Origin of the sequence: Acidisoma silvae (assembly GCF_020618775.1) — a bacterium.
Classification (GTDB): Bacteria; Pseudomonadota; Alphaproteobacteria; order Acetobacterales; family Acetobacteraceae; genus Acidisoma; species Acidisoma silvae.
In genome coordinates, this window is sequence record NZ_JAESVB010000002.1 from 271,291 (window position 1) to 292,139 (window position 20,849).

The following is a 20,849-nucleotide window of genomic DNA, read 5'->3' on the forward strand; positions in this document are numbered from 1 at the left end:
AACTCTAGCGCACCCAAAATCATTCCATTATCGTATTTAAGTGGATGACAAGGCGCCCCTCCTGACTGCGCTTGCGCTGCTGGTCCTGACCCAGGTCTGGGCGGGATGTATTCTGCGGGGTCTTTTCGCGGACGGCTGCTATTACGCCGCACGCCTGTGGCTGCAACAGGGTTTTGTTGTCATCGAACCCTCGCGTCTGACGGCGCAGATTTTGGTGCAGGCCCCTGTCGTTCTCGGGATGCGGCTGGGGGCCACCAGCCCGCAGGCCGTGGCACTGCTGTTCAGCCTTTCCACCAATCTGACGCCGGCCCTGCTGACGGGATTGGCGGTTCTGGCCTTGCCGCGCGACCGGCTTGCCTATGCGCTTGTCCCCGTCTTCGTTTTTCTGACCGGCGCGATGGCGACAGCCTTCGCGAGCGTGGCGGACGGCCCTTGTGCTGCCGCCTATTGCTGCCTGCTGTTTCTGCTGGTGGCGATAGCGCCCCTCACCCCCGCCCGGCTGAGCCTGATTCTGTTTTTATCCGCCGGTTGCCTGCGGCTTTATGAATCGACGGTCGTCATCGGCCCTCTGCTGATCCTGGCCTGCGTATCGCGAGCACGAAAGACCACGGGATGCGCGCGCTGGATTCTCTGCATTGCCGCGCTCTGCCTCGCCATCGGCAGCCTGCACGCGGCATACGACATCCTGCATCCGCGCGTGCCGGCCAATCGGGCGAGTTTCATGCGCGATCTGGCGAATCTGCATTGGCTATGGACGGCGGGGGCCGCGCACATCCCGGCAATCGCGGGAATGCTGGCATTCGCCTGCCTGCGGCTGGGCATGCTACCGGCGCGTTATCAAATCCATTCGCGCATTGGCGTCATCGTGCTGTTTGCCGCTCTGGCGATGGCCGCAGTCGCGCTGCCGGCAGCCCCCATCAGCGCCTTTGCCGGGCGCGGCAATGCCTGCCTGGTCGCGGCCGGCCTCTTTGGGTTTGTTCTGGCAACGCGCAACAGGAGCTGGCAAGCCGGAACCAAGCCGCGTTTCGCCGTCATGACGGCGACGCTGCTGGCCGTCACCGTCACCATCGGCAATATCCGCGCCGACCTGGATTGGATGCGCTACCGCACGGCCCTGCACACCGTCTTGCGACAGTCGGACGGGCTGATCGCCTTTCCGGCCGCTGGCCGCACCACTATCCTGGGACGCGACAGCTGGCCCTGGTCTTCACCGATCATGAGCCTGTTGCTGGCCCCTGAGGGCGAGGTGCGTAGCATTCTGCTCAACCCAACCGGCAGCGGGCCGCAGCCGGTTGACCCGGCACCGCTCGGCCCGCTTCTGCCGCTTTCTGCGCGCGCCGCATTGATTGCTGCCTTTCAGCACTGAGTGCGTTCAGGCGAAGCGCGGCAGAATCGCATTCGGCGTGACAGCATGGCGCGTCATCTCGGCCGCGATATCGGCCGGCGTGCTGCCGGCCAGAATACCCGTGGTGACGAGGATGGAGCGGCACCCCTGCGCCGCCGCACCGGCGACATCATGGTCCAGACTGTCGCCCACAGCCCAGATGCGGTTGCGGGCAATGTCATGCCCAACCATGCCCCGCAAGGCGACGAAAGCCGCCTCATAGATCGCCGCATGGGGTTTGCCGATCCAGATGACCGGGCCGCCCATCGCGGCATAGATTTCCGCGATCTTGCCTGGTGCCGGACCGACCCCGCCATCGCTCAAAACCATCAACCGATCCGGGTTGCCGCATAGGCAGGGAATGCCGCGACTGGCCGGGCCTTCCAGTCGCGCGCGATAGGCGTCGAGACCGATACGGTCAGCCTCGCTACCGAGCAGGACAATAAGATCGGCCGTGGCCGGGTCTTCCGTCCGCTCCAGATCAAGCCCGGCCAAGGTGTCCTTGTCCGCGCCCCGGGACAACACCAGGACACGGCGCGCGGCGCTCAATCCGGGCAGGCGGCGATCGGCCAGCATCTGCCAGACAACCTCGCCCGAGGTCAGAAAACCATCATAGCTCTCTGCCGGAAAGCCCAGCTTTTCCAGCCGCGTCCTATTCGGCGCCGCCCGCTTGCCCGAATTCGAGAGAATGAATATGCGCTTGCCGGCCGCCCGCGCGCGCATCATCGCCGCCAATGCGCCGGGATAGGGCCTTTCGCCGTCATGAATGGTGCCGAACTGATCGAGCAGAAAGGCATCGGCATCGGGGAAAACGGCATCGAAAGACGACAGGGAGATTGGCACGGTCATGATGCCGCTTGTCCAATGTCGCGCGCCCTGTGGCAAGCGATGCGGCAGTGCGGCGTCACAGCATCGTGCCCAGCGCCTGCGTTGAACCCGATACGATTAAACCTCACCTGCCAAGCTTGAAACAATCCGAGGCGAGGTTCGCATGATCAGAAAATTATCCCTGGTTCTTCCTGTGGCCGGCGCGCTGTTCGCCTTGGCAGGCTGTGCCGAGCCGGGCACGACCGCCAAGGAACCGGCCATTACCTCACCCGTCGATTCGCCCGCCACATCGGCGCCGACTAACCCGGTGACCGGCACCGTTCCGGGCACCAATAGCACCGGCGCGTCCCCCACCGCCCCGGGCGGTGGCGGTGGCTCAAGCGGCTAAAGCTACTCAGAACTCGAAGCGGGCGGCAGGGTCGTTTCTTGCCGCCTGTTCGGAGCGGAAGGCGTTCAAAATCCACGACAGCACGAAGCCGATAGCGAGATTGGCGATCAGCGCATAAAGCGCGGCATAGCCAGGGGCCAAAAAGCCACCGGGCAGGTGCAATGGAAAAATCGCCGACTTGAAGCTGGTCGACGCCGCCATCGCCGTGCCGATCACCATGCCGACCGCCCAACCAGTCAGCAGCGCTTCCGGCCGCAGGCGCAGGCGCGACAGGCCGAGCATGACGGCCGGCAGGGTTTGAATGATCCAGATGCCGCCGAGCAGCTGGAACTGGATCGCGGTCGTTGCCGGCAGAAGCACGATGAAAGCCAGCGCGCCCAGTTTCACGATCAGCGAGACAAGCTTCGCCATGCCGGATTCCTGCTTGTCCGTCGCATGCGGCTTAAGAAAGGCTTTGTAGATATCGCGTGTAAAGATATTGGCCGTCGCGATCGACATGATGGACGCCGGCACCAGCGCGCCGATGGCAATCGCCGCGAAAGCGACGCCTGCGAACCAGGACGGGAAGGCCGACAGGATCAGCGCCGGTACCGCGAAATTGCCCTTATATTGCGCGAAGCCGGCGGCATAGGCCGGATTTTTCGCGACACCATAGGCAATGGCCATGAAACCGAGCAGGGCAAGAAAGCCGAGCACCAGCGAATAGGCCGGTAGCAGCGCCGCGTTGCGCTTGATCACCCGCCCACTGCTGGCCGCCAGAATACCGGTCATGGAATGCGGATAGAGGAACAGCGCCAGCGCCGATCCCAAAGCCAGCGTCGCATAGGCGCCGTAGCTGCCCAGGCTATGCGCGGCCGGCACCGGCAGTGTCAGTTTCGCGGCCGGCACGGAGGCGAAAATTTTGCCCCAGCCGCCGAGATGCAGGGGGATGACGATCGCCGCCGCAATCACGGTCGCATAGATCAGGATGTCCTTGACGACCGCAATGATCGCGGGTGCCCGCAGGCCGCTGGTATAGGTAAAGGCTGCCAGGACGATGAAGGCGATGAACAGCGGCACATCGGACCAGATGCCGGTGCCCTGCAGGCCCAAAGCCGCCAGCACCACCTGCATGCCGACAAGCTGCAGCGCGATATAGGGCATGGTCGCCAGAATGCCGGTCAGCGCCAGCGCCACCGACAGCGCGCGGCTGTCGAAACGGCCAAGGACGAATTCCGGCGCCGTCAGATAGCCGTGGCGTTTGCACACCCACCACAGGCGCGGAAAGAAGGCGAAGAGGATCGGATAGATGATGATCGTGTAAGGGACAGCGAAGAAGCCGACCGCGCCCGCGCCAAAGACCAAGGCCGGCACTGCGACGAAGGTATAGGCGGTATAAAGATCGCCGCCGAGCAGGAACCATGAAATCCAGGTGCCGAAGCGCCGGCCGCCCAATCCCCATTCATGCAGGGTGTCCAGGTCGCCACGCCGCCATTTGGCGCCCAGGAAGCCCAGCACGGTCACGAGCACGAAAAGGATCAGGAAGACGACGAGTGCGACAGGTTGCAGAGCGAGCGGCGCCATTATGCGTCATCCCCCGCATCGGCCGACGGCCCCTCGATGAAGAAGACGAGGCCGACGATGGCCGAGCACAGCAGCACCCAGAGCATCTGATACCAATAGAAGAAGGGGAATCCCCACAGGCTGGGGCCGGTACTGTTGAAACAGCCGACCGCGATCACCGCCAGAATGGGTAGAATCAGAAGGACACGCCAGAAACTGGCGCGTCGGCGGGTGGGCTGGGGCATGACGTCCTCCGGTGACGCCCTGTCTCGGGCGCTGCCCCTTCCCTACCAACCTGTCATTCGACGGGCAATTGCCTGGATACTGCCGGGTTACTTGGTCGGCGGCACCCCGGCGGCCGCCAAAGCCGCGGCCTGACGCTCGGCCAAGACGTCAATATCGAAGCCTTCCGTCACTTCCCGGTAGAGCTTGCTCCAGTTGAGCTCGGCCTTGAGACGCAGGAAGACGCTGCCGAGACCGACTGCGGAACGGTCCATCAGCACGAATTCGCGCGGCGGGCGAACGCCACCGATGCTTTTGAGGCCGGAATGCACTTCTTCCGCCACCGACCGGCCGAACTGGCCGTCCGGCGTTTCTTGAATACGCCGCACGCGGTCATCCAGCAGCGGCTCGTACAGGAAGCGCGCCCAACCGTTCAGGACATTGGCCATTTCCGGCGTGACATCGGCGAAGCCCCAATTGCGGTAGGCCTCGGCCGCACGACCGTCATCACCATCGCGCACCGCCTCGAAAAGATCGATGACGCCGCGCACGAAGCTGGGCGGAAAGACGCGGATGGCACCGAAATCGAGCAGATTGACACTGCCGTCCGGCCGCACCTGATAATTGCCGAGATGAGGGTCACCATGGATGACGCCATACCGGTAAAAGGGCACATACCAGGCCCGGAACAGCGCCTCGGCCACCCGATTGCGCGCTTCCAGCGAGGGCTCGGTATCCAGCCAGCGCTGTAGGGAACCACCGTCGAGCCAGGTCATGGTCAGCAGGCGGTTGGTCGTCAGGTCCGCGATCGGCGTCGGCACATGCACGTCCGCGACCTCGGCCAGCATCGCCTGATACAGCCGCATCTGTGCGGCTTCGCGCTCGTAATCCAGCTCCTCCCGCAGACGCTCGGACAATTCCTTGTAGATCTCATCATGCTGGATGGCATTGTCCATGCGATGATAGATGGCCATGGCGATCTTGAGCTGCCGCAGATCGGCTTCCACCGTGCTCGGCATGTCCGGATATTGCAGCTTGCAGGCAACCACCTGCCCGTCCGGCAGGACGGCCTTATGCACCTGCCCCAGACTGGCCGCGGCGGCAGCTTCCTGAGCGAAGGTCTGAAAGCGGGATTGCCAATCGGGGCCGAGTTCGCCGGCCATGCGGCGACGGACGAAGGGCCAGCCCATGGAGGGCGCATTGGCCTGCAATTCCGACAGTTCCGCCGCATATTCCGGCGGCAAGGCGTCCGGGATCGTCGTCAGGATCTGGGCGACCTTCATCAGCGGGCCTTTCAGCCCACCCAGCACCTGCCGCAGATCCTCGGCATGGGCGGCGCGATCGGTCTTGATGCCGAAGACACGTTCCCCCGCGACGCGAGCGGCAATGCCGCCGACCGCACCGGAGGTGCGGGCGAACCGCCGCACGCTGCCGAAGAAACTGGCTTCGTCGCGCCCTTTTTCAGCCATGCCGCTCAGGCCCCTTTGCCGGCAGCGGCGGGCGTGCCTGCCGCCTCCAGCTCATCGATGAAGCCGGCAAGGACATCGAGGCCGCATGTCCAGAAAGCAGGGTCGGCCGCGTTCAGGCCGAAGGGCGCCAGTAATTCCTTATGGCGCTTGGTGCCGCCGGCCCGCAGCATATCCAGATACTTTTCCTGGAAGCGCGGATGGCCGCCAGCGAATTCCGCATAAAGCGCATTCACCAGGCAATCCCCGAAGGCATAGGCATAGACATAGAAGGGCGAGTGGATGAAATGCGGGATATAGGCCCAATAGGCTGCGTAATCCGGCGTGAATTCGAAGGCGTCGCCAAGGCTCGCGGTCTGCACATCCATCCAGATCTCACCCAGGCGTTCCGGCAGCAGCTCACCGCTGCGGCGCTCGGCATGGACCTTGGTTTCGAACTGGAAGAAGGCGATCTGGCGGACGACCGTGTTGAGCATGTCCTCAACCTTGGAGGCCAGCATGATACGGCGGCGGGCGGGGTCGGTCTCCGCGTCCAGAATGGCGCGGAAGGTCAGCATTTCCCCGAAGACGCTCGCGGTCTCGGCCAGGGTCAGCGGCGTGCCGGAACGGAGATAGCCCTGAGCCTCGCCGGCCAGAACCTGATGCACGCCATGGCCGAGTTCATGGGCGAGCGTCATCACGTCCCGCGTGCGGCCGTGATAGTTCATGAGAATATAGGGATGGGCCGACGGCACGGTGGGGTGCGCGAAGGCACCGCCCGATTTGCCGGGGCGCAGGCCGGCGTCGATCCAGGGCCGGTCGAAGAAGCGCTGGCCGATCTCCGCCAGAACAGGGCTGAACGCGCCATAGGCCGACAGGACACGGGCGCGTGCATCGGCCCAGCTGATCTTCTGGTCAGTATCGGCAGGCAGGGGCGCATTGCGGTCCCAATGCTGCAATTTGGGCAGGCCGAGCCACTGGGCCTTCAGGCTGTAATAGCGGTGTGAGAGGCGGCCATAATTGCTGGTCACGGCCGAAACCAGCGCGTCGACCACCTCGTCCTCCACCATATTGGAGCGATTGCGGTAGCTGGCCGGGGTCGGGTAATGGCGCCAGCGGTCGATCGTTTCCTTGTCCTTGGCCAAGGTATTGGTGATGAGCGAGAAAAGCCGGATATTTTCGGCAAAGGTCTGGCTGATACCACCGGCCGCTGCCTGCCGGGTTTCGCGGTTACGGTCGGACAGCCGGTTCAGGGCATCGCTGACCGTCAGGCTTTCATCGGCGACCGAGACGCGCAGTCCGGCCATGGTCTCATCGAAGAGGCGGCTCCAGGCGCTGGCGCCCGTGACCTCCTTTTCATGCAAAAGCTGCTCCATATCATCGGAGAGCTGATGCGGCTTGAAGATGCGCAGGTCATCGAGCCAGGATTTCCAGGCGCCAAGCGCCGGGTCCGCCATTTTGGCGGCAAGGGCCTGCTCGTCCAGGCAATTGAGCTCCAGAGTGAAGAAAAGGAGATCGGTCGAGATCTCCGTAACCTTCTCGCTCATCGACTGATAGAAGCGGCTTATTTTCGCGTCCGAGCTGTCACCGCTGAACAGAAGCTGGGCATAGGACATGACGCGGCCCAGCGTCTCCTCGATCGCTTCATACTCGCGCAAGGCCCCCGCAAGGGCCCCCGCTGCGAGACCGTCAAGCTTTCCCGCATAGTCGGACCGAAAGGCCGCAGCGCGGGTTTTGCTCGTCTCAAGATCATGGAGGAGAGCAGGACTGTCTACGCCGTCGTACAGATCCGCCAGGTCCCAGGACGGCAGAAGCTCTGCCTGACCTGAGGCTCCGCCAGAAGCAGGGCCGTCCGTCATGCAGACCATCTCACTTCGAACCATAGCGATCGCTCTCCCGTCTATCGGCGGCAGTGTAGGGCAAGGCTTGGGCGCCACAAAATTCAAAGCCCCGACCTCATCCGCTGCGCCGTCTCTATCGTCCCGTCCTTTCACTCGGCGGCAAGGCGTGTCTCCGCGCCGCTGCCATGCCGCCGGGTCTGCGCCCGCACGAGACGGTCCATTCTGCGCAGGTCCGCGTCATCGAGTCGCATCGCCGCGTCGACCCAGACATCGACCACGTCGATCAATTCCTGGCGGGTCAGGGCATGGACGCACTGGCGCGCCCGCAGCACGGCCTGGTGGGTGTTGAAGCGGCGGTCGATGCGGCTGAGGTATTCACGAACCGCGACCTCGCCCTCGCCGTCTTCCACCAGCATATCGACAAGGCCCATCTCGTACAATTCGGCCGCGGAATAGATCTTGCCGCTGAGGATGATCCGCTCGGCGCGGACGGCGTCCAGCCGGCGGGACAGAAGGGAATAGGCGCCCATGCCGGGGAAAAGATTGAACAGAACCTCGGGCAGACCGAAGGTCGCACTGCGTTCGGCAACGATATGATGGCAGGAGAGCGCCGCTTCGAAGCCGCCGCCCAGGGCCGCGCCCTGAACCAGGGCCACTGTCGTCACCCGCTGCCCATAGCCTGAGGCGTTATGATAGACGATATCGACGCAGGCATGGGCGTAGGCGCGCAGCGATTCGCTATCCCGGCTGCGGATCTTGGCACCGAACAGATCCAAATCGCCGCCCAGATTGAACGTTCCCGGCACGCGCGAGCCCACCACAACATAACGGAACGGCTCGGCGCCGGTCGTGGCCCGGTAAATTTCCTTCTGGACCAGGCTCATATCCCGCAAGAGTTCGGGCGTGTAGCTCGGCCGCCCTTCGGGGCGCATGTAGCAAAAAAGCGCCTTGGCTGAGGAATCAAGCTGCGGCCGGATGGTCGGATAGTAGTTGTGCGTCAGCGTGTAGAGCGCTCTCGCGGCAACCACCTCTGACATTTCAGTCGGGTTCGTAACAAAGCCAATGGATGGGTTGACAAAGGTCATCGTGATCTCCTGTGAGTGCGATATCCGGCTTGCTCCGACGGACGGGACGATCCCCGCTGTCATCGGACACGCTATTGTTCACAGGTTTGAAGAAACGAGCAGCAAGTTTCCTGCACCACAGCACAATTGCCTTGCTAAATATCCGTGATTACGCTGCCTGCTTGGAAAAACGGCGCTTACACGATAGGCTTAAGCCTTACCTCCAGGTGGGGCCATTCCGCCCTTTTAACCTGCTGCGGCTATCGGGGACCTCATGGCCTTTGTCGTCATCGTCGATGATCGCGCTACAAACCGCAGCATCTTCTCTCGGCTTGCGGGCTTTTTAGACGACCATATTGAAGTCGAAGCTTTTGCCACGCCCGATCCTGCCCTGAAGGCGATCGGCGGCAAGATGCCTGACCTGGTCATCACAGATTACAAAATGCCGCAAATGACCGGGGCAGCCTTCACGCAGCAGATCAGATCCCTGCCGAACGGGGTCGATGTCCCTATTATTGTTATTACAGCCTATGATGACCGCGCATTTCGCCTCGAAGCCCTGGAAGCCGGCGCCACCGATTTCGTGCAGACGCCGATCGACCATCAGGAATTCATCACCCGCGCCCGGAACCTGCTGAAGATCGGCTCGCGCCAGAAGCAAATCCGTATTCGCGCCAATGCATTGGCTGAGGAATTGGCCGGCATCGAGCAGGAGCGGCAGGCGCTGCTCCGCAATAGCCGCGACCGGCTTGCGCAGGTGATCGACACCGTCCCGGCGATGATCAGCGCTTACGACGACCAGGGTGACTGCATTTTTTCCAACGCTGAACACATAAAATTTTTTGGTGATAGAGACGCCAGCCAAAGCGTCACAACACGCTCGCGCCTATTGGACAGACGGGTCTTCGACAGCGGCCTCGCTTTGCCGGCATTCGAGGAAGCGATAACGGATGCCGCTGGTGTCCAGCGCGTTTTCCTGACGACGAAGGCACCGCTCAAATCGGGCGACGCCGACGTGACCGGTGTTTTGACCACGTCACTGGACATCACCGAGCGCAAACGGGCGGAAGACCACCTGCATTACGTGGCCCACCATGACCCGCTGACGGAATTGCCAAACCGCCACGCCCTGACATTGCAATTGGACGAAGCCATCGACCGCAGCAGCGATGGGCTGATCTTCGCGCTGCATTTTCTGAATCTCGATCGGTTCAGAAGCGTGAGCCATGCTTTTGGTTATGACAGCGGCGATCTGCTGCTGAAAGCCGTGGCCAAGCGCATGCTGGCCACCCTAAGCGATGGGTCAACGCTGGCCCGTATCGGGGCCGATGAATTCGCCGTCCTGCAAACCGGCCTGACGGCCGAGGATGCGTCCAGGCGCGCCTTCACGATCGCCGAGACGATCCGCCGCAGTTTTGAGGCCCATTTCCCCATTGCGGGGCACAGCATCCATCTCAGCGCCAGTGTCGGCACCGCGATCTTCCCGGAAGACGGATCCGCGCCCGGAACCCTGATGCAACACGCCGACCTCGCCATGTATCGTGCGAAATCCCTGGGGCGAAACCGGATTTACCGGTTCGAGCCGACTTTGCAGTCGGCCGTTCGGAAATCCGCGCAGCTTGAAATTGATCTCCGTGCCGGCCTTCGGCGGGACGAGCTGGTGATGCATTATCAGCCGCAGCTTGACGCGCGCAGCGAACGTATTGTCGGCGTTGAAGCGCTTCTGCGCTGGGCGCCTGATGCCCAAAAGCTGATCTATCCGAACCATTTTCTGCCGATCGCTGAAGAATCCGGATTGATGACGGAAATCAATCTTTGGGTGCTGAATGCCGCCTGCCGACAGGCGGGCGAATGGGAAAGACGCGGCATGCCGATCAGGGTCGGCATAAATCTTTCCGCCTCATTGTTTCGCAACAACGATGTCGCCCTGCTCGTCCGCGACGCCATCGCACGATCGGGCGTGTCGCCGCATCTGATCGATTTGGAGCTGACGGAAACCACGGTGCTTGAGGATCACGATGCCGCGCGCCGGCAGATCATGAGCCTACAGCAGCAAGGCGTTTCCTTTTGCGTCGATGATTTTGGTACCGGATACGCGTCTTTCGATTATATCGAACGTCTGCGTGTCGACGGCCTCAAAATCGACCAAGGCTTCATTCATAGTATTCCGGCGCGGTCCGAAGGCATTGCCATCATCCGCGCAATCATCGGTCTTGGTCGCGGCCTTGGCCTCCGAATCATTGCCGAGGGCGTGGAAACGCCGGAGCAGCTCGCGGTGGTTCGAGACGAGGGCTGTGACGAGGTGCAGGGCTATTTGTTCAGCCGGGCCTTGCCACCGTTGGAACTTGAGAGATTTTTTGCTTCACACTCCGCCAAGGCAGTGGCAACTGACGACGGTACTACCGGATAAGGGCAGCCGGCGGCTGGACCAGTCCGGCTATAGCGAGACAATAAGGCTACCCTGGCCCGAACACGGGCATGAATGCCACACCAATGATCCAGTTCCTAAGGTCGCGCCTAGCCGGCCGATCATCCCCAGTACCGGCAAAACCATCGGAACCCGTGCAACTGATTCCTGCGACCGAAGACGCGCGGGCAGCCCCCTCCCGCATCCGCGATACGCTCGCCGCCTTGCGGCGGCGTCTTCGCACGGGCATGGGCACCGAACACCAGATCATCCTCAACCGGCTGGTCATTGGCTGCGGGGTCTTTTTCTATCTGGTCGTGCTCTGGCTGCGCGGTGCTTTAGACCAGCCCCGCATGCCCCTGCTGACGAGCGGCTTCTATGCCGCCGTTGGTGTGCTGTTCTTCCTTGATCTGGTCATCCGCGGCCGGCCGTCCCGCACGCGCATCATCCTGCAACTGGTAGTCGATACGGGCACGCTGTCCTTCGGCATGCATATCGGCGGCCAGATCGCGGCACCGCTTTATCCGATCTATCTCTGGGCGGTTCTGGGCTACGGCTTCCGCTTCGGCCTGGCCTATTTGCGGGCAGCCATGACCTGCGCCGCGCTCGGCTTCACACTTTGCGTGGTGACGACGGGCTATTGGCGCCATGATCCCTATCTCTCGGCGGGGCTGGTGGCCGGCCTGGTCGCGATACCGCTTTACGCAGGCTCCCTTATCCGCAGCCTGTCGGTCGCCAAACAACAGGCCGAACAGGCAAGCCAGGCCAAAAGCCAGTTCCTGGCCAGTGTCAGCCACGAGCTGCGGACGCCGCTGAACGCCGTCATCGGCATGAGCGACCTGCTGACCGAAACGAAGCTGGACCGCGAGCAGCGCGAAATGGTGGGCACGACCGGTGCGGCGGCACGGTCCCTGCTGGCGCTGATCGACGGCATTCTGGATTTTTCGCGCATCGAGGCCGGCCAGCTCCGTGGCGAGGATCAAACCTTCGACCTGCCGGCGCTTCTGTATGAGATCGAGCGGCTTGTGGCGGTTCCGGCTGCCAGCAAGGCAATCGCCCTCGCCACCTATGTCGATCCGGCCACGCCGGCCCATCTCATCGGCGATCCCCGCCAGGTGATGGATATGCTGCGCAATCTGGCCAGCAACGCCGTCAAGTTCACCGAACGCGGCGGCGTGCTGATCGCGGTCAGCGTATTGGCGCGGAGCGAGACGACGATCACCCTGGTCTTCGAGGTGGTCGATACCGGCATTGGCATCGCCCCCGAGGCGCAATCCAAGATTTTCGACAGTTTCTCCCAGGCGGATGCGACGATCATCGACCGGTTTGGCGGCAGCGGCCTTGGCCTTGCCATCGCGCGCAGCCTCGCCAGGCTGCACGGCGGCGAGATCACCGTGGACAGCCGTCTTGGCGAGGGCAGTCATTTCCGCCTCGAACTGCCGCTGGGATTGGCACCGGCGGCACCGCCAGCACTGCCGCCGCTGCGCCTGACCCTGTTGAGCGCGACACCGCAGGCGGTGGCCGACCTGGCGCCGCGCCTGGAGGCTTTGGGCGCGACCCTGACCCTTGGTCTGGTTCCGCCCGATGATACGGCTGCTTTGGCCGCCGCCATACGCGAGACCCGCGGCGCTCATGCCGTTCTGCTGGATACGGCCAGCCTGCCCGGCGCCAGCGGTGTTATCCGCGATTTGCCGCATGGGCTCACCGAGGATCGGCCGCCTGTCGTCCTGCTGAACACCGAAAGGCCGGTCGCCAGCCATTTCGGCCGCGACCTTCGCCGCTTCTGCGTGTCCTATCTTAAGGCCCAGCCTGACGACGCCGAGATAGAGACGGTCCTGCATACGATCGCGGCCCGGCTGGAGCACGACACAGCCAAACCGCTCGCCACCCGTTCGCGCGGGCATTCGCTCCATATCCTGATCGCCGATGACAACCGCATCAATCAATCGGTTGTCGCGAAGATCCTGGAGCGCGGCGGCCATAGCTTCACGATCGTGGGCAATGGCGAGGAAGCGCTGGATGCGATGGAACGAGAGGATTTCGCTCTCGTCCTGATGGATGTGAACATGCCGGTCATGAACGGGCTGGAGGCAACGCAGCTGCAGCGCTTCGGCGCGGTGGGCGAGAAGCGATTGCCGATCCTGGCGCTGACCGCCGATGCCTCGCCGGAAATGGCCGAACGCTGCATCGAGGCCGGCATGGATCTGTGCATCGTCAAGCCGGTCGAGGCCGGCAGGCTGCTGGATATCATCGCCGATTTCACGGGCACCGATGCCGCGCCCGAGCATCATGAGGCCGAGCAGAGCACGCCTGCGGCCAAGGGGGACCGTCCGCCGGACACCTTAAGTACGCGCATGCTGAAGGAGTTGGAGCAGCTGGGCGGCACTGCCTTCGCAGCCGAACTGGCCCAGGAATTCATCGCCGATGCCGAATCCCTGCTGCTGTCGCTGCGCGTGGCTGCCCGCGCCGGCGACAGCGTTCTGTTCCAGGCGGAAGCCCATGCGCTCAGCAGCGCGGCGGCCAATATCGGTGCCGAAGCGGTCAATGCGACTTGCCGGCGGTTCCGGCGGCTGGATCTTGCCGATCAGATGGAATGTCACCGCGAGGTCATGGTCCTGACGCAGGAGGTTGGTCGCGTGGCAGAGGCGCTGCGGGCGAAATACGAGGTGCCGACGGGCTGACGGCAGCGGGGGCGCATGGCTATCGCCTTGGTGATACAAGACGATATGTTTGCAGTTGAAACTGCGCCGGTTCGGCCGCACACCGGACCAGCAAGGAAGCCTCGACGGATGGTCACGGAAAAGCTGCAACGCGAAATCCAGGAGAAAATGCGGACGCCCCCTGGTCGCGTACTCCGTGCCACCGCGCTCGCCATGGTCTCCGACTATATGTCGCTGAACGCAGCCGGCTGCGCCTTCTATGCGACGCTGGCCTTGTTCCCGGCCATGACCATGCTGATTTCCATCTACGGCATGGCCTTCGACCCGGTGACGGTCGAGCCGCAGCTGGCCTATCTGCGCCAGATCATGCCCAGTGCGGCCTACCAGCTGCTGTCCGACCGGGTGCATGAACTGGTCAGCAACCATAGCGGCACGCTCACCATCAGCCTGGCCGTCAGCCTCATGATTGCCTTCTGGTCGGCGGCATCCGGCACCAAATCCCTGATCTGGGCGCTGAATTTCGCCTATCGCCGCAAGGAGACCCGCAGCGTCTTCCAGTTCCAGGCCCTGGCGATGGTGATGACCTTCGGCGCGATCCTGGCCGCCGTTCTGGGCATCGGCGTGCTGGTCGGTCTGCCGACGGCCTTTTCGGCGCTCGGCCTGTCCCGCTATACGGCGCAATTGGCGCATCTGTCCGGCATCGCCGGGCTATTCGCTTTCGTTCTCGGCATGCTGTCGCTGTTCTACAAGATCGGGCCGGCCCCGCATCCGGACGGCGTCGGGCCGGTGCTGCCGGGCGCCTTGGCCGCCGCTATCCTATGGCTGCTGATCTCCGTGCTGTTTTCATTCTATGTCAGCAATATCGCCAGCTACAGCGCCGCCTATGGCGCGCTGGGCGCGGCGGTCGGCGTGATGATGTGGTTCTGGGTCAGCGCCTATGCGGTCCTGTTCGGCGCCGAGCTGAATGCGCAGATCGACCGGGTGCGGAAGCCGCACCGCCACCACGGCAATAGTGTGCGGGGACCGGTCGCGGACGAGCTGTTCGCGCCTGAAAACCTGACCGTGGCGGATGAGACCCTAGCTGTGGAGAGCGACGCCTCAGCCGGCGGTCGCGCGCGCCCGCACGCCTGACGTCCGCCTCGCCGGCCGGGGCTTTTTGCCCGAAGCCTGGGTCGGCAAGGCGGTCCTGCCCATGGTGACGGCCACGACCCGTGGTGCCAATGACGCGCAGGGCCCGAGCCGCAGCTTATGGTCGGCGCCATAGAGTTCCAGCAGCGGGCTGTAGAAGGGATCGCCCGCGGACAGAACGGCCTCCCAGTCCCGCTGGAAATGGGCATCATCCTCGGGATGCTTGAGCTGGGCCTTTGCGATGCGCGTCACCGACTCATGATGAAACAGCAGCGTGCGGCCGTCATAGAGGAGCTTGTAGCCGGCCTGACCGATGCGCAGGCAGAGATCGGTATCGTTGAAACCGACGGCGTAGCCGTCATTGAAGCCGCCGACTTCGTCGAATACCGCGCGCGGCATCATCATGCAGGCCGCCGTCACGGCCGAAAAATCCCGCACGGCGGGCAGCGAGGCGTTATAGCCGAGATTACGGCTGCCATCCTGGTTCCAGACCGGTTCGAAGCGCAGCGCGTGATCGGCCATGCCGTTGACACCGACGATGACGCCGCCATGCTGGATGCGCCTGTCGCTATACATCAGGGCCGTGCCGACCGCGCCGACACCCGACCGTCCGGCCAGCGAGCGCATGCGCTGAAGCCAGCCGGCCTCGACCGCCTCGATGTCATTGTTCATGAACAGGATGAAAGGCTCATCCTCGGCATGCAGGCGAATGGCCTGATTGTTCATCGCCGCATAGTTGAAACTACCCTTATAGGGCATGACGGTATGGCGTTTGGCGATCTGCGCCAGATATTTCTTTGACGCCGCTTCCTTCGATTCATGGTCGATGACGATGAGGCGATAATCCTCCGGCGGCACCGTCGCCTCGATCGACGCGATGCATTGACGCAGCAGATCCGTCCCGTCCTTGGTCGGGATGATGATCAGAACCCTGCCGCCCGGATCGGGCCAGGCGATCTCGAACTGGTTGAACTCAGCCGCGGGCTTCGCAACCGCCCCGGTCTTCAGCCGGTCAAGGTGGCGCTGGATGGCGGCCGTGGTCGCGGCCATCACCTGGCCCTGCTTGTCATGGCCGGTGCTGGTGGTGTGCGTGCGCCAGCGATAGAGCACGCGCGGAATATGTGCGACAGAGCCGCTTTCCTCTATGACGCGAAGAATGAAGTCCACATCGGCAGAAATGGGAAGCGCCGCATCGAATCCGCCGATGCGTTGCGCGATCTCCGTCCGCACCGCGACCATGTGAACGAAATAGGGATGCGACAGGTAGTAGTCGTGTGAAAAGGCCGGGCGCGCACGCACATCCAGCACGACCGAACTGTCCTCCGCCGTCAGGACCTCATCGCTATAGATGAAGTCAGCGCCTGTCCTGCGCACTGTCGCCAGAAGATGATGGACGGCGTCAGGTTCCAGAACATCGTCATGGTCCATCAACGTGACGTAAGGATAGCGGGCGGCCTGAATGCCGCGCGTCGTTGCGCCGGCAATGCCCTCATTGGCGGGCGAGCGGATGACGCGGATGCGTTTGTCCGTCTGCGCGAACCAGTCCAACATGCCCGCGATGTGCGGCGCGGTGGACGCATCATCGACGCAGATGAGTTCCCAGGCGCCGCACCATTGCATGCAGACGGAGCGCAGCGCCTCCGTCAGCCAATCGCGGCGCGTATTGTGGATCGGCATGACAATCGACAAACCCATGCCGTCCGCCGCCGCGTTCATGCGCTGACGCAGCCGTTCCAGGATGCGCGGCGAAATGCCACGATCCGGTGTCAGGTAGGTCTTGATATTGGGATTGATCTCTGGCTGCCGGGGGCTGCCATTCAGAATGACGCCGCTTTCCTTGATGCGCACGATGATATTGCGGCCGAACAAGGTATGGATCGGCGCCTCTAGAAGAATCCGATAGCCGCAGCGGTCGGTCGGCAGTCCCGCTTCCAGCACGTCGCGACGCAGGCCGTTGGCGATGGCCGTGCCGATCACGCGGCCATCGCACACGGCCTCCACGGTGCGTGGCTGGTCGGGCTGGGTGGTATCGAGAACCCAGCCGCAGGCGTGATTGCCGTTGATATTGTCGAAGATACCGCGAATGGTCGCCGCCTGTTGCACCCGTTGCGGGCTATCGACCAGATGCGTCGGCTTGCCGGCCAGCAGAACCGAAATGACATCGCCATTCTCCAAAGCGCCCAGCACGGCCTTATCAACCGTGAAGCCTTGTTCCTGGCCGTCGCCCTGCGCTGCCGGGTTCGGTCGGGCTTCGTCAGCGACAATGGTCGCGACCCGGCGCTCGCCGATCAGAATATCGAGGCTGACGGGCTGCTCGGGCTTTGCAAAGTCAAGTGCCCATCCCTTGATCTGGTCGGGATTACTCTGGTTGATCGCACCGGCATAGCCGGTCGCGATGGCCGAAATCGGCACGCTGTTGGGCATGCGGCGACCGCCGATATAAAGCGCCACAGACAGCGCCGGACCATGCGGCACCAGACGCAGCAGCGGCAGCTTGGCCGTGTAGCGCATGCGCGCATTGTCGGATCGTCTGTCTGCCTCCAGCATGCCGGCGACCACGACAAGCCCGTGCTCATCGACCAGAACGGCGGCGAGGGATTCGACCGGGTACCCGGACATGCTGGCTTCCAGAAGGCATTCGCCTCTGTCGAATTCAGCCCGCTCGAATCGCGGTGCCAGCGCATCGTCAAGCGAAAGCGGGCTATCCAGGACGCTGACATTGGTTGCCTGATCGACGATATCGACCACGCGCGGCAGCAACTGAGGTGGCAATGTGAAGGACAGGGTAGGCGTCGGGCGGGCAAGTGACACCTGCGCCAGGGGATTTCCGTCCAGCAGCACGTTCAAAACGCCGGCGTTGAACGGCATTCCGTTCGTCCGGTGCAGCTGAACCGCCTGACGATCGACCAAAACCGTAACGACGCCGGATTGCTGCGGTACGCCCGCGCGAGACGTTCCAGACTTTTTCACCATCATGTCGCCCCTGCTCTGACCAATGTATCGCTGGTCGGCAGGCAAACGATCAACCCTTCAACGCATGCAAGACTGGTTTTAATGCCGGAACACATTCCTGTGGGACGGAGACCATGTCGCCTCCGTCCCACAGGTGAGCGTCAACTGCCCGGTCAGCCGATGCGCGTCAGGCGTCCGGAATGGCGGTCCATCGAGAAGCGGGCGATGACGGAGCCATCGGCTGTCGCATAGGCGAAGGTGACGGTGCCGTCTGCCGCATCGGCGATGTCGGCGACCTTCCAGCTATGGTTGCCGTGCATCAGCAAGACAGCCGTGGCCAGCGTCTGGACGTCGCTGTCGCTCAGATTTTTGTCCTTCTGGTTGAAGAACAGGCCCCAGGTCTGGGCGAGATGGCGCATCCGGTCCCAAGGCCCATGCATGCCTGGATGCGGCCCAAATCCCATCGGGCCGGGCGGCATGTGACCATCCGGTCCACCCTGCGGAAAGCCGCCGGGCGGCGGCGGCGGCGGCTGGTCTGCGTCCGGCGTGGCGGAAGCCGACATCGGCGCGGGCGCCGCAGCATCGGCCAGCAGCGCGTCCACCGGCACGGATGCCTGTGCCGCGATATCGGCCTTATTGTCAGACGGTAGCGTGCCGGCAAAGCTTTGAACGGTGGCCCCGGCCAGGGCGATGGTGATGATAGCGGCCGTTGCGAGGCGTCCCATGGAACGATCCCTTGTCTGTCGAGAAGCGCAGGATGACCGCCTTCTGTGACGGGCTTCGGACTGAAACGCGACAAAATGCAACAGAGGCAGGAAGGGTCTGCACCTTTGGCGCAGACTCTCTTATGTTTTGTTCATGGATATACGCCCTCACCTTCTCGTCATCGACGACGATCACGAGATCCGTGACCTGCTGACGCGGTTTATGGAAAAGAACGGCTTTCGGATCACCGCCGTGCGGGACGCGCGCGAAGCGCGGCGCGCCTGGACCCGGGGCGCCTTTCAGCTCGTCATCCTCGACCTCATGCTGCCCGGGGAAAGCGGGCTGGATCTGGCACGCTGGCTGCGCGACCAGGAGGATGTGCCGATCGTGATGCTGAGCGCCATGGGCGAGGATACCGACCGCATCATCGGGCTGGAGCTTGGCGCGGACGACTATATCGCCAAGCCGTTCAACCCGCGTGAGCTTCTGGCCCGCATCCGTGCTATCATGCGCCGCGCCAATGACACCCAGGAGACGGCCGGGACCAATGACCGGACGGCGCGGCCCCTGCGATTTGCCGGCTGGACGCTGGAGCCGGCGCGTCGGCGGCTGGTGAACCCCGATGGGGTTGAAGTGCCGCTGACGGGCGGCGAATACGATCTTCTTTTCGCGCTGCTGGAGCGCGCCAACCGGGTTTTGACGCGCGATATGCTTCTCGACCTTCTCCGTGGCCGTCAGGCCGGCCCCTTTGATCGCGCGATTGACGTCGCCGTCAGCCGGCTGCGGCGCAAGCTGGACGACCAGGGCCGTGGCGCCCAGCTGATCAAGACCGTCCGCGGCGGCGGCTATGTGCTGGCCGCGACTGTCGAACGCGCGTGAGCGCATCCGGCCGCGCGACGCCTGAGGCGCAGTCCGCCGCCCCGAGGCGGCTTCGCATCCGGCTCTGGCCGGGAAGCCTGGCGGCTCGCACGGCGCTGGTGCTGATCGTCGGGCTGGTCGTCGTCCAGACCCTGGGTCTCGGTATCCATACGCTGGACCGCAACGACCTGGTGCGGGTCGCCGGGCTGCGCGTCTACAGCTTCCGCATCATGAGCATCTATCGCGATCTGGTGGAAGTTCCGGCGGCCCAGCAGGATGCGCGGCTCAAGATCATTCCCGTGCCGAAGAACTTCTCCGCGCGCCTGGCCGATACCGTTGACGCCCAGTTCAACAACCTGCTGCCGACACCCCCGCCGATTCGGCATGCGATCCTGTTCAATATGGACGGATTTCCGATCCCGCCCGAATTGCGGCCGCAGCGCGTCCAGTTCGGCTTCGACCCGGAAACCCGCCACGAATATACGGCGCTTGAACTGCCCAATAACCGCTGGCTGGTGATTTCAAGCCGCGTGCCGCGCCCCGATTCGTTTCAGGGCATCGAGTTTCTGATCGCTTTCATCGTCATGACCGCTCTGGCCGCGGCGATGACGATCTGGGCGGTGCGCCGCCTGACCGCACCGGTGCGGACATTGGCGGCCGCCGCCGAAGCGCTGGGCCGCGACGTCAATGCGCCGCCACTGCCGGAAGACGGCCCTTCCGAAACCGCCGCCGCCGCCAAGGCCTTCAATACCATGGCTGGCCGCATTCGCCGCTTTGTGGAAGACCGCACCCTATTGCTGACGGCCATCGGCCATGACCTGCGCACGCCGATCACGCGGATGCGCCTGCGCGCCGAATTCATGGAAGACGACGAGCAGCGCGGCAAAATGCTGAGCGATCTGGACGAGATGGAGGCGATGGTTTCCGCCACCATCGCCTTCGGCCGTATTGCCAGCCCGAATGAGCCGGTCTCCCCCATCGACCTCGCCGAATTGCTGCGCACGGTTCTGGATGAGGCCGGTGACGCCGCCCCCGATATTGCCGACCAATTGCGCTACGAAGGACCGAGCCATCTGACGGCCCGCCTGCGCCCACAGGCCTTCAAACGCGCCCTGACCAATATAATCGGCAATGCCGTCAAATATGGCGGCTCGGCCCATGCGAAACTGACGCCGCCGGCGCGCGACGCAAGGCAGATCAAGATCGAGGTGCTGGATGTCGGCCCCGGCATTCCGCCCGAGCATATGGAGCGCGTCATGCAGCCGTTCCAGCGGCTGGAGACCAGCCGCAACCGAGAAACGGGGGGCGTTGGGCTTGGCCTGCCGATTGCGCGGGATATCACCCGCGCCCATGGCGGCGATCTGACGCTGGCCAACCGGCCCGAGGGCGGGGCGCGCATCACCATCACGCTGCCGATCTGATATT

Annotated in this window: 15 protein-coding genes; 7 read left to right on the forward strand and 8 right to left on the reverse strand. The window is 63.5% G+C overall.

The window, feature by feature from the left end; genetic code table 11:
* The first annotated feature begins 40 nt into the window (after positions 1 to 40).
* Entirely contained in the window at positions 41 to 1,366 is a 1,326-nt protein-coding gene (locus ASILVAE211_RS05805; RefSeq protein WP_227320354.1) for a hypothetical protein, read from the forward strand.
* 6 nt (positions 1,367 to 1,372) lie between these two features.
* Here ASILVAE211_RS05805 and ASILVAE211_RS05810 read toward each other — a convergent pair whose 3' ends face one another.
* Positions 1,373 to 2,233: a TIGR01459 family HAD-type hydrolase gene (locus ASILVAE211_RS05810; protein ID WP_227320355.1), complete on the reverse strand. Its 861-nt coding sequence runs from the start codon at positions 2,231 to 2,233 to the stop codon at positions 1,373 to 1,375.
* A 142-nt stretch (positions 2,234 to 2,375) separates the two neighbouring features.
* Here ASILVAE211_RS05810 and ASILVAE211_RS05815 point away from each other — a divergent pair, with 142 nt between their 5' ends.
* Positions 2,376 to 2,600 carry a YajG family lipoprotein gene (locus tag ASILVAE211_RS05815; RefSeq protein WP_227320356.1) on the forward strand — a complete coding sequence of 75 codons (225 nt, stop codon included), beginning with the start codon at positions 2,376 to 2,378 and terminating at the stop codon, positions 2,598 to 2,600.
* Between the two features lie 6 nt (positions 2,601 to 2,606).
* Here ASILVAE211_RS05815 and mctP read toward each other — a convergent pair whose 3' ends face one another.
* The 5 genes from mctP to ASILVAE211_RS05840 form a co-directional block, all read right to left on the reverse strand.
* On the reverse strand, positions 2,607 to 4,163 hold the full coding sequence (gene mctP / locus ASILVAE211_RS05820; RefSeq protein ID WP_227320357.1) for a monocarboxylate uptake permease MctP: 1,557 nt from the start codon (positions 4,161 to 4,163) through the stop codon (positions 2,607 to 2,609).
* Positions 4,163 to 4,387, reverse strand: coding sequence for a DUF3311 domain-containing protein (locus tag ASILVAE211_RS05825; RefSeq protein ID WP_227320358.1), 225 nt, complete (start codon positions 4,385 to 4,387; stop codon positions 4,163 to 4,165). The genes mctP and ASILVAE211_RS05825 overlap by 1 nt, the downstream gene beginning before the upstream one ends.
* An 87-nt stretch (positions 4,388 to 4,474) precedes the next feature.
* Entirely contained in the window at positions 4,475 to 5,833 is a 1,359-nt protein-coding gene (locus ASILVAE211_RS05830) for an ABC1 kinase family protein (protein ID WP_227320359.1), read from the reverse strand.
* Positions 5,834 to 5,838: 5 nt separating this feature from the next.
* A complete protein-coding gene (locus ASILVAE211_RS05835) occupies positions 5,839 to 7,668 on the reverse strand; it encodes a M3 family oligoendopeptidase (RefSeq protein ID WP_227320360.1) in 1,830 nt (609 codons plus the stop codon).
* Positions 7,669 to 7,799: 131 nt separating this feature from the next.
* Positions 7,800 to 8,735, reverse strand: coding sequence for a crotonase/enoyl-CoA hydratase family protein (locus ASILVAE211_RS05840; RefSeq protein WP_227320361.1), 936 nt, complete (start codon positions 8,733 to 8,735; stop codon positions 7,800 to 7,802).
* A 253-nt stretch (positions 8,736 to 8,988) separates the two neighbouring features.
* Here ASILVAE211_RS05840 and ASILVAE211_RS05845 point away from each other — a divergent pair, with 253 nt between their 5' ends.
* The 3 genes from ASILVAE211_RS05845 (at position 8,989) to ASILVAE211_RS05855 (ending at position 14,912) form a co-directional block, all read left to right on the forward strand.
* The gene (locus tag ASILVAE211_RS05845) at positions 8,989 to 11,124 is read left to right on the forward strand and encodes an EAL domain-containing response regulator (RefSeq protein ID WP_227320362.1); all 2,136 of its coding nucleotides are present in this window, start codon (positions 8,989 to 8,991) and stop codon (positions 11,122 to 11,124) included.
* 152 nt (positions 11,125 to 11,276) lie between these two features.
* On the forward strand, positions 11,277 to 13,802 hold the full coding sequence (locus ASILVAE211_RS05850; RefSeq protein ID WP_227320363.1) for a sensor histidine kinase: 2,526 nt from the start codon (positions 11,277 to 11,279) through the stop codon (positions 13,800 to 13,802).
* A gap of 108 nt (positions 13,803 to 13,910) precedes the next feature.
* Entirely contained in the window at positions 13,911 to 14,912 is a 1,002-nt protein-coding gene (locus ASILVAE211_RS05855; RefSeq protein WP_227320364.1) for a YihY/virulence factor BrkB family protein, read from the forward strand.
* Here the strand turns inward: ASILVAE211_RS05855 and ASILVAE211_RS05860 are convergent.
* On the reverse strand, positions 14,880 to 17,885 hold the full coding sequence (locus ASILVAE211_RS05860; protein ID WP_227320365.1) for a glycosyltransferase: 3,006 nt from the start codon (positions 17,883 to 17,885) through the stop codon (positions 14,880 to 14,882). The genes ASILVAE211_RS05855 and ASILVAE211_RS05860 overlap by 33 nt on opposite strands.
* A 149-nt stretch (positions 17,886 to 18,034) precedes the next feature.
* Entirely contained in the window at positions 18,035 to 18,586 is a 552-nt protein-coding gene (locus tag ASILVAE211_RS05865) for a hypothetical protein (protein ID WP_227320366.1), read from the reverse strand.
* Positions 18,587 to 18,719: 133 nt separating this feature from the next.
* Between ASILVAE211_RS05865 and ASILVAE211_RS05870 the strand changes: the two genes are divergently transcribed.
* Both ASILVAE211_RS05870 and ASILVAE211_RS05875 read left to right on the forward strand, forming a co-directional pair.
* Entirely contained in the window at positions 18,720 to 19,445 is a 726-nt protein-coding gene (locus ASILVAE211_RS05870; RefSeq protein WP_227320367.1) for a response regulator, read from the forward strand.
* Entirely contained in the window at positions 19,442 to 20,845 is a 1,404-nt protein-coding gene (locus tag ASILVAE211_RS05875) for an ATP-binding protein (protein WP_227320368.1), read from the forward strand. The genes ASILVAE211_RS05870 and ASILVAE211_RS05875 overlap by 4 nt, the downstream gene beginning before the upstream one ends.
* Positions 20,846 to 20,849 lie beyond the last annotated feature (4 nt).

What these genes read in the sequence shown, in the direction of transcription:
- ASILVAE211_RS05810 (WP_227320355.1), bottom strand. Translation starts at nt 2,233, where the DNA reads ATGACCGTGCCAATCTCCCTGTCGTCTTTCGATGCCGTTTTCCCCGAT.
- ASILVAE211_RS05815 (WP_227320356.1), top strand. Translation starts at nt 2,376, where the DNA reads ATGATCAGAAAATTATCCCTGGTTCTTCCTGTGGCCGGCGCGCTGTTC.
- mctP (WP_227320357.1), bottom strand. Translation starts at nt 4,163, where the DNA reads ATGGCGCCGCTCGCTCTGCAACCTGTCGCACTCGTCGTCTTCCTGATC.
- ASILVAE211_RS05825 (WP_227320358.1), bottom strand. Translation starts at nt 4,387, where the DNA reads ATGCCCCAGCCCACCCGCCGACGCGCCAGTTTCTGGCGTGTCCTTCTG.
- ASILVAE211_RS05830 (WP_227320359.1), bottom strand. Translation starts at nt 5,833, where the DNA reads ATGGCTGAAAAAGGGCGCGACGAAGCCAGTTTCTTCGGCAGCGTGCGG.
- ASILVAE211_RS05835 (WP_227320360.1), bottom strand. Translation starts at nt 7,668, where the DNA reads ATGACGGACGGCCCTGCTTCTGGCGGAGCCTCAGGTCAGGCAGAGCTT.
- ASILVAE211_RS05840 (WP_227320361.1), bottom strand. Translation starts at nt 8,735, where the DNA reads ATGACCTTTGTCAACCCATCCATTGGCTTTGTTACGAACCCGACTGAA.
- ASILVAE211_RS05845 (WP_227320362.1), top strand. Translation starts at nt 8,989, where the DNA reads ATGGCCTTTGTCGTCATCGTCGATGATCGCGCTACAAACCGCAGCATC.
- ASILVAE211_RS05855 (WP_227320364.1), top strand. Translation starts at nt 13,911, where the DNA reads ATGGTCACGGAAAAGCTGCAACGCGAAATCCAGGAGAAAATGCGGACG.
- ASILVAE211_RS05860 (WP_227320365.1), bottom strand. Translation starts at nt 17,885, where the DNA reads ATGATGGTGAAAAAGTCTGGAACGTCTCGCGCGGGCGTACCGCAGCAA.
- ASILVAE211_RS05865 (WP_227320366.1), bottom strand. Translation starts at nt 18,586, where the DNA reads ATGGGACGCCTCGCAACGGCCGCTATCATCACCATCGCCCTGGCCGGG.
- ASILVAE211_RS05870 (WP_227320367.1), top strand. Translation starts at nt 18,720, where the DNA reads ATGGATATACGCCCTCACCTTCTCGTCATCGACGACGATCACGAGATC.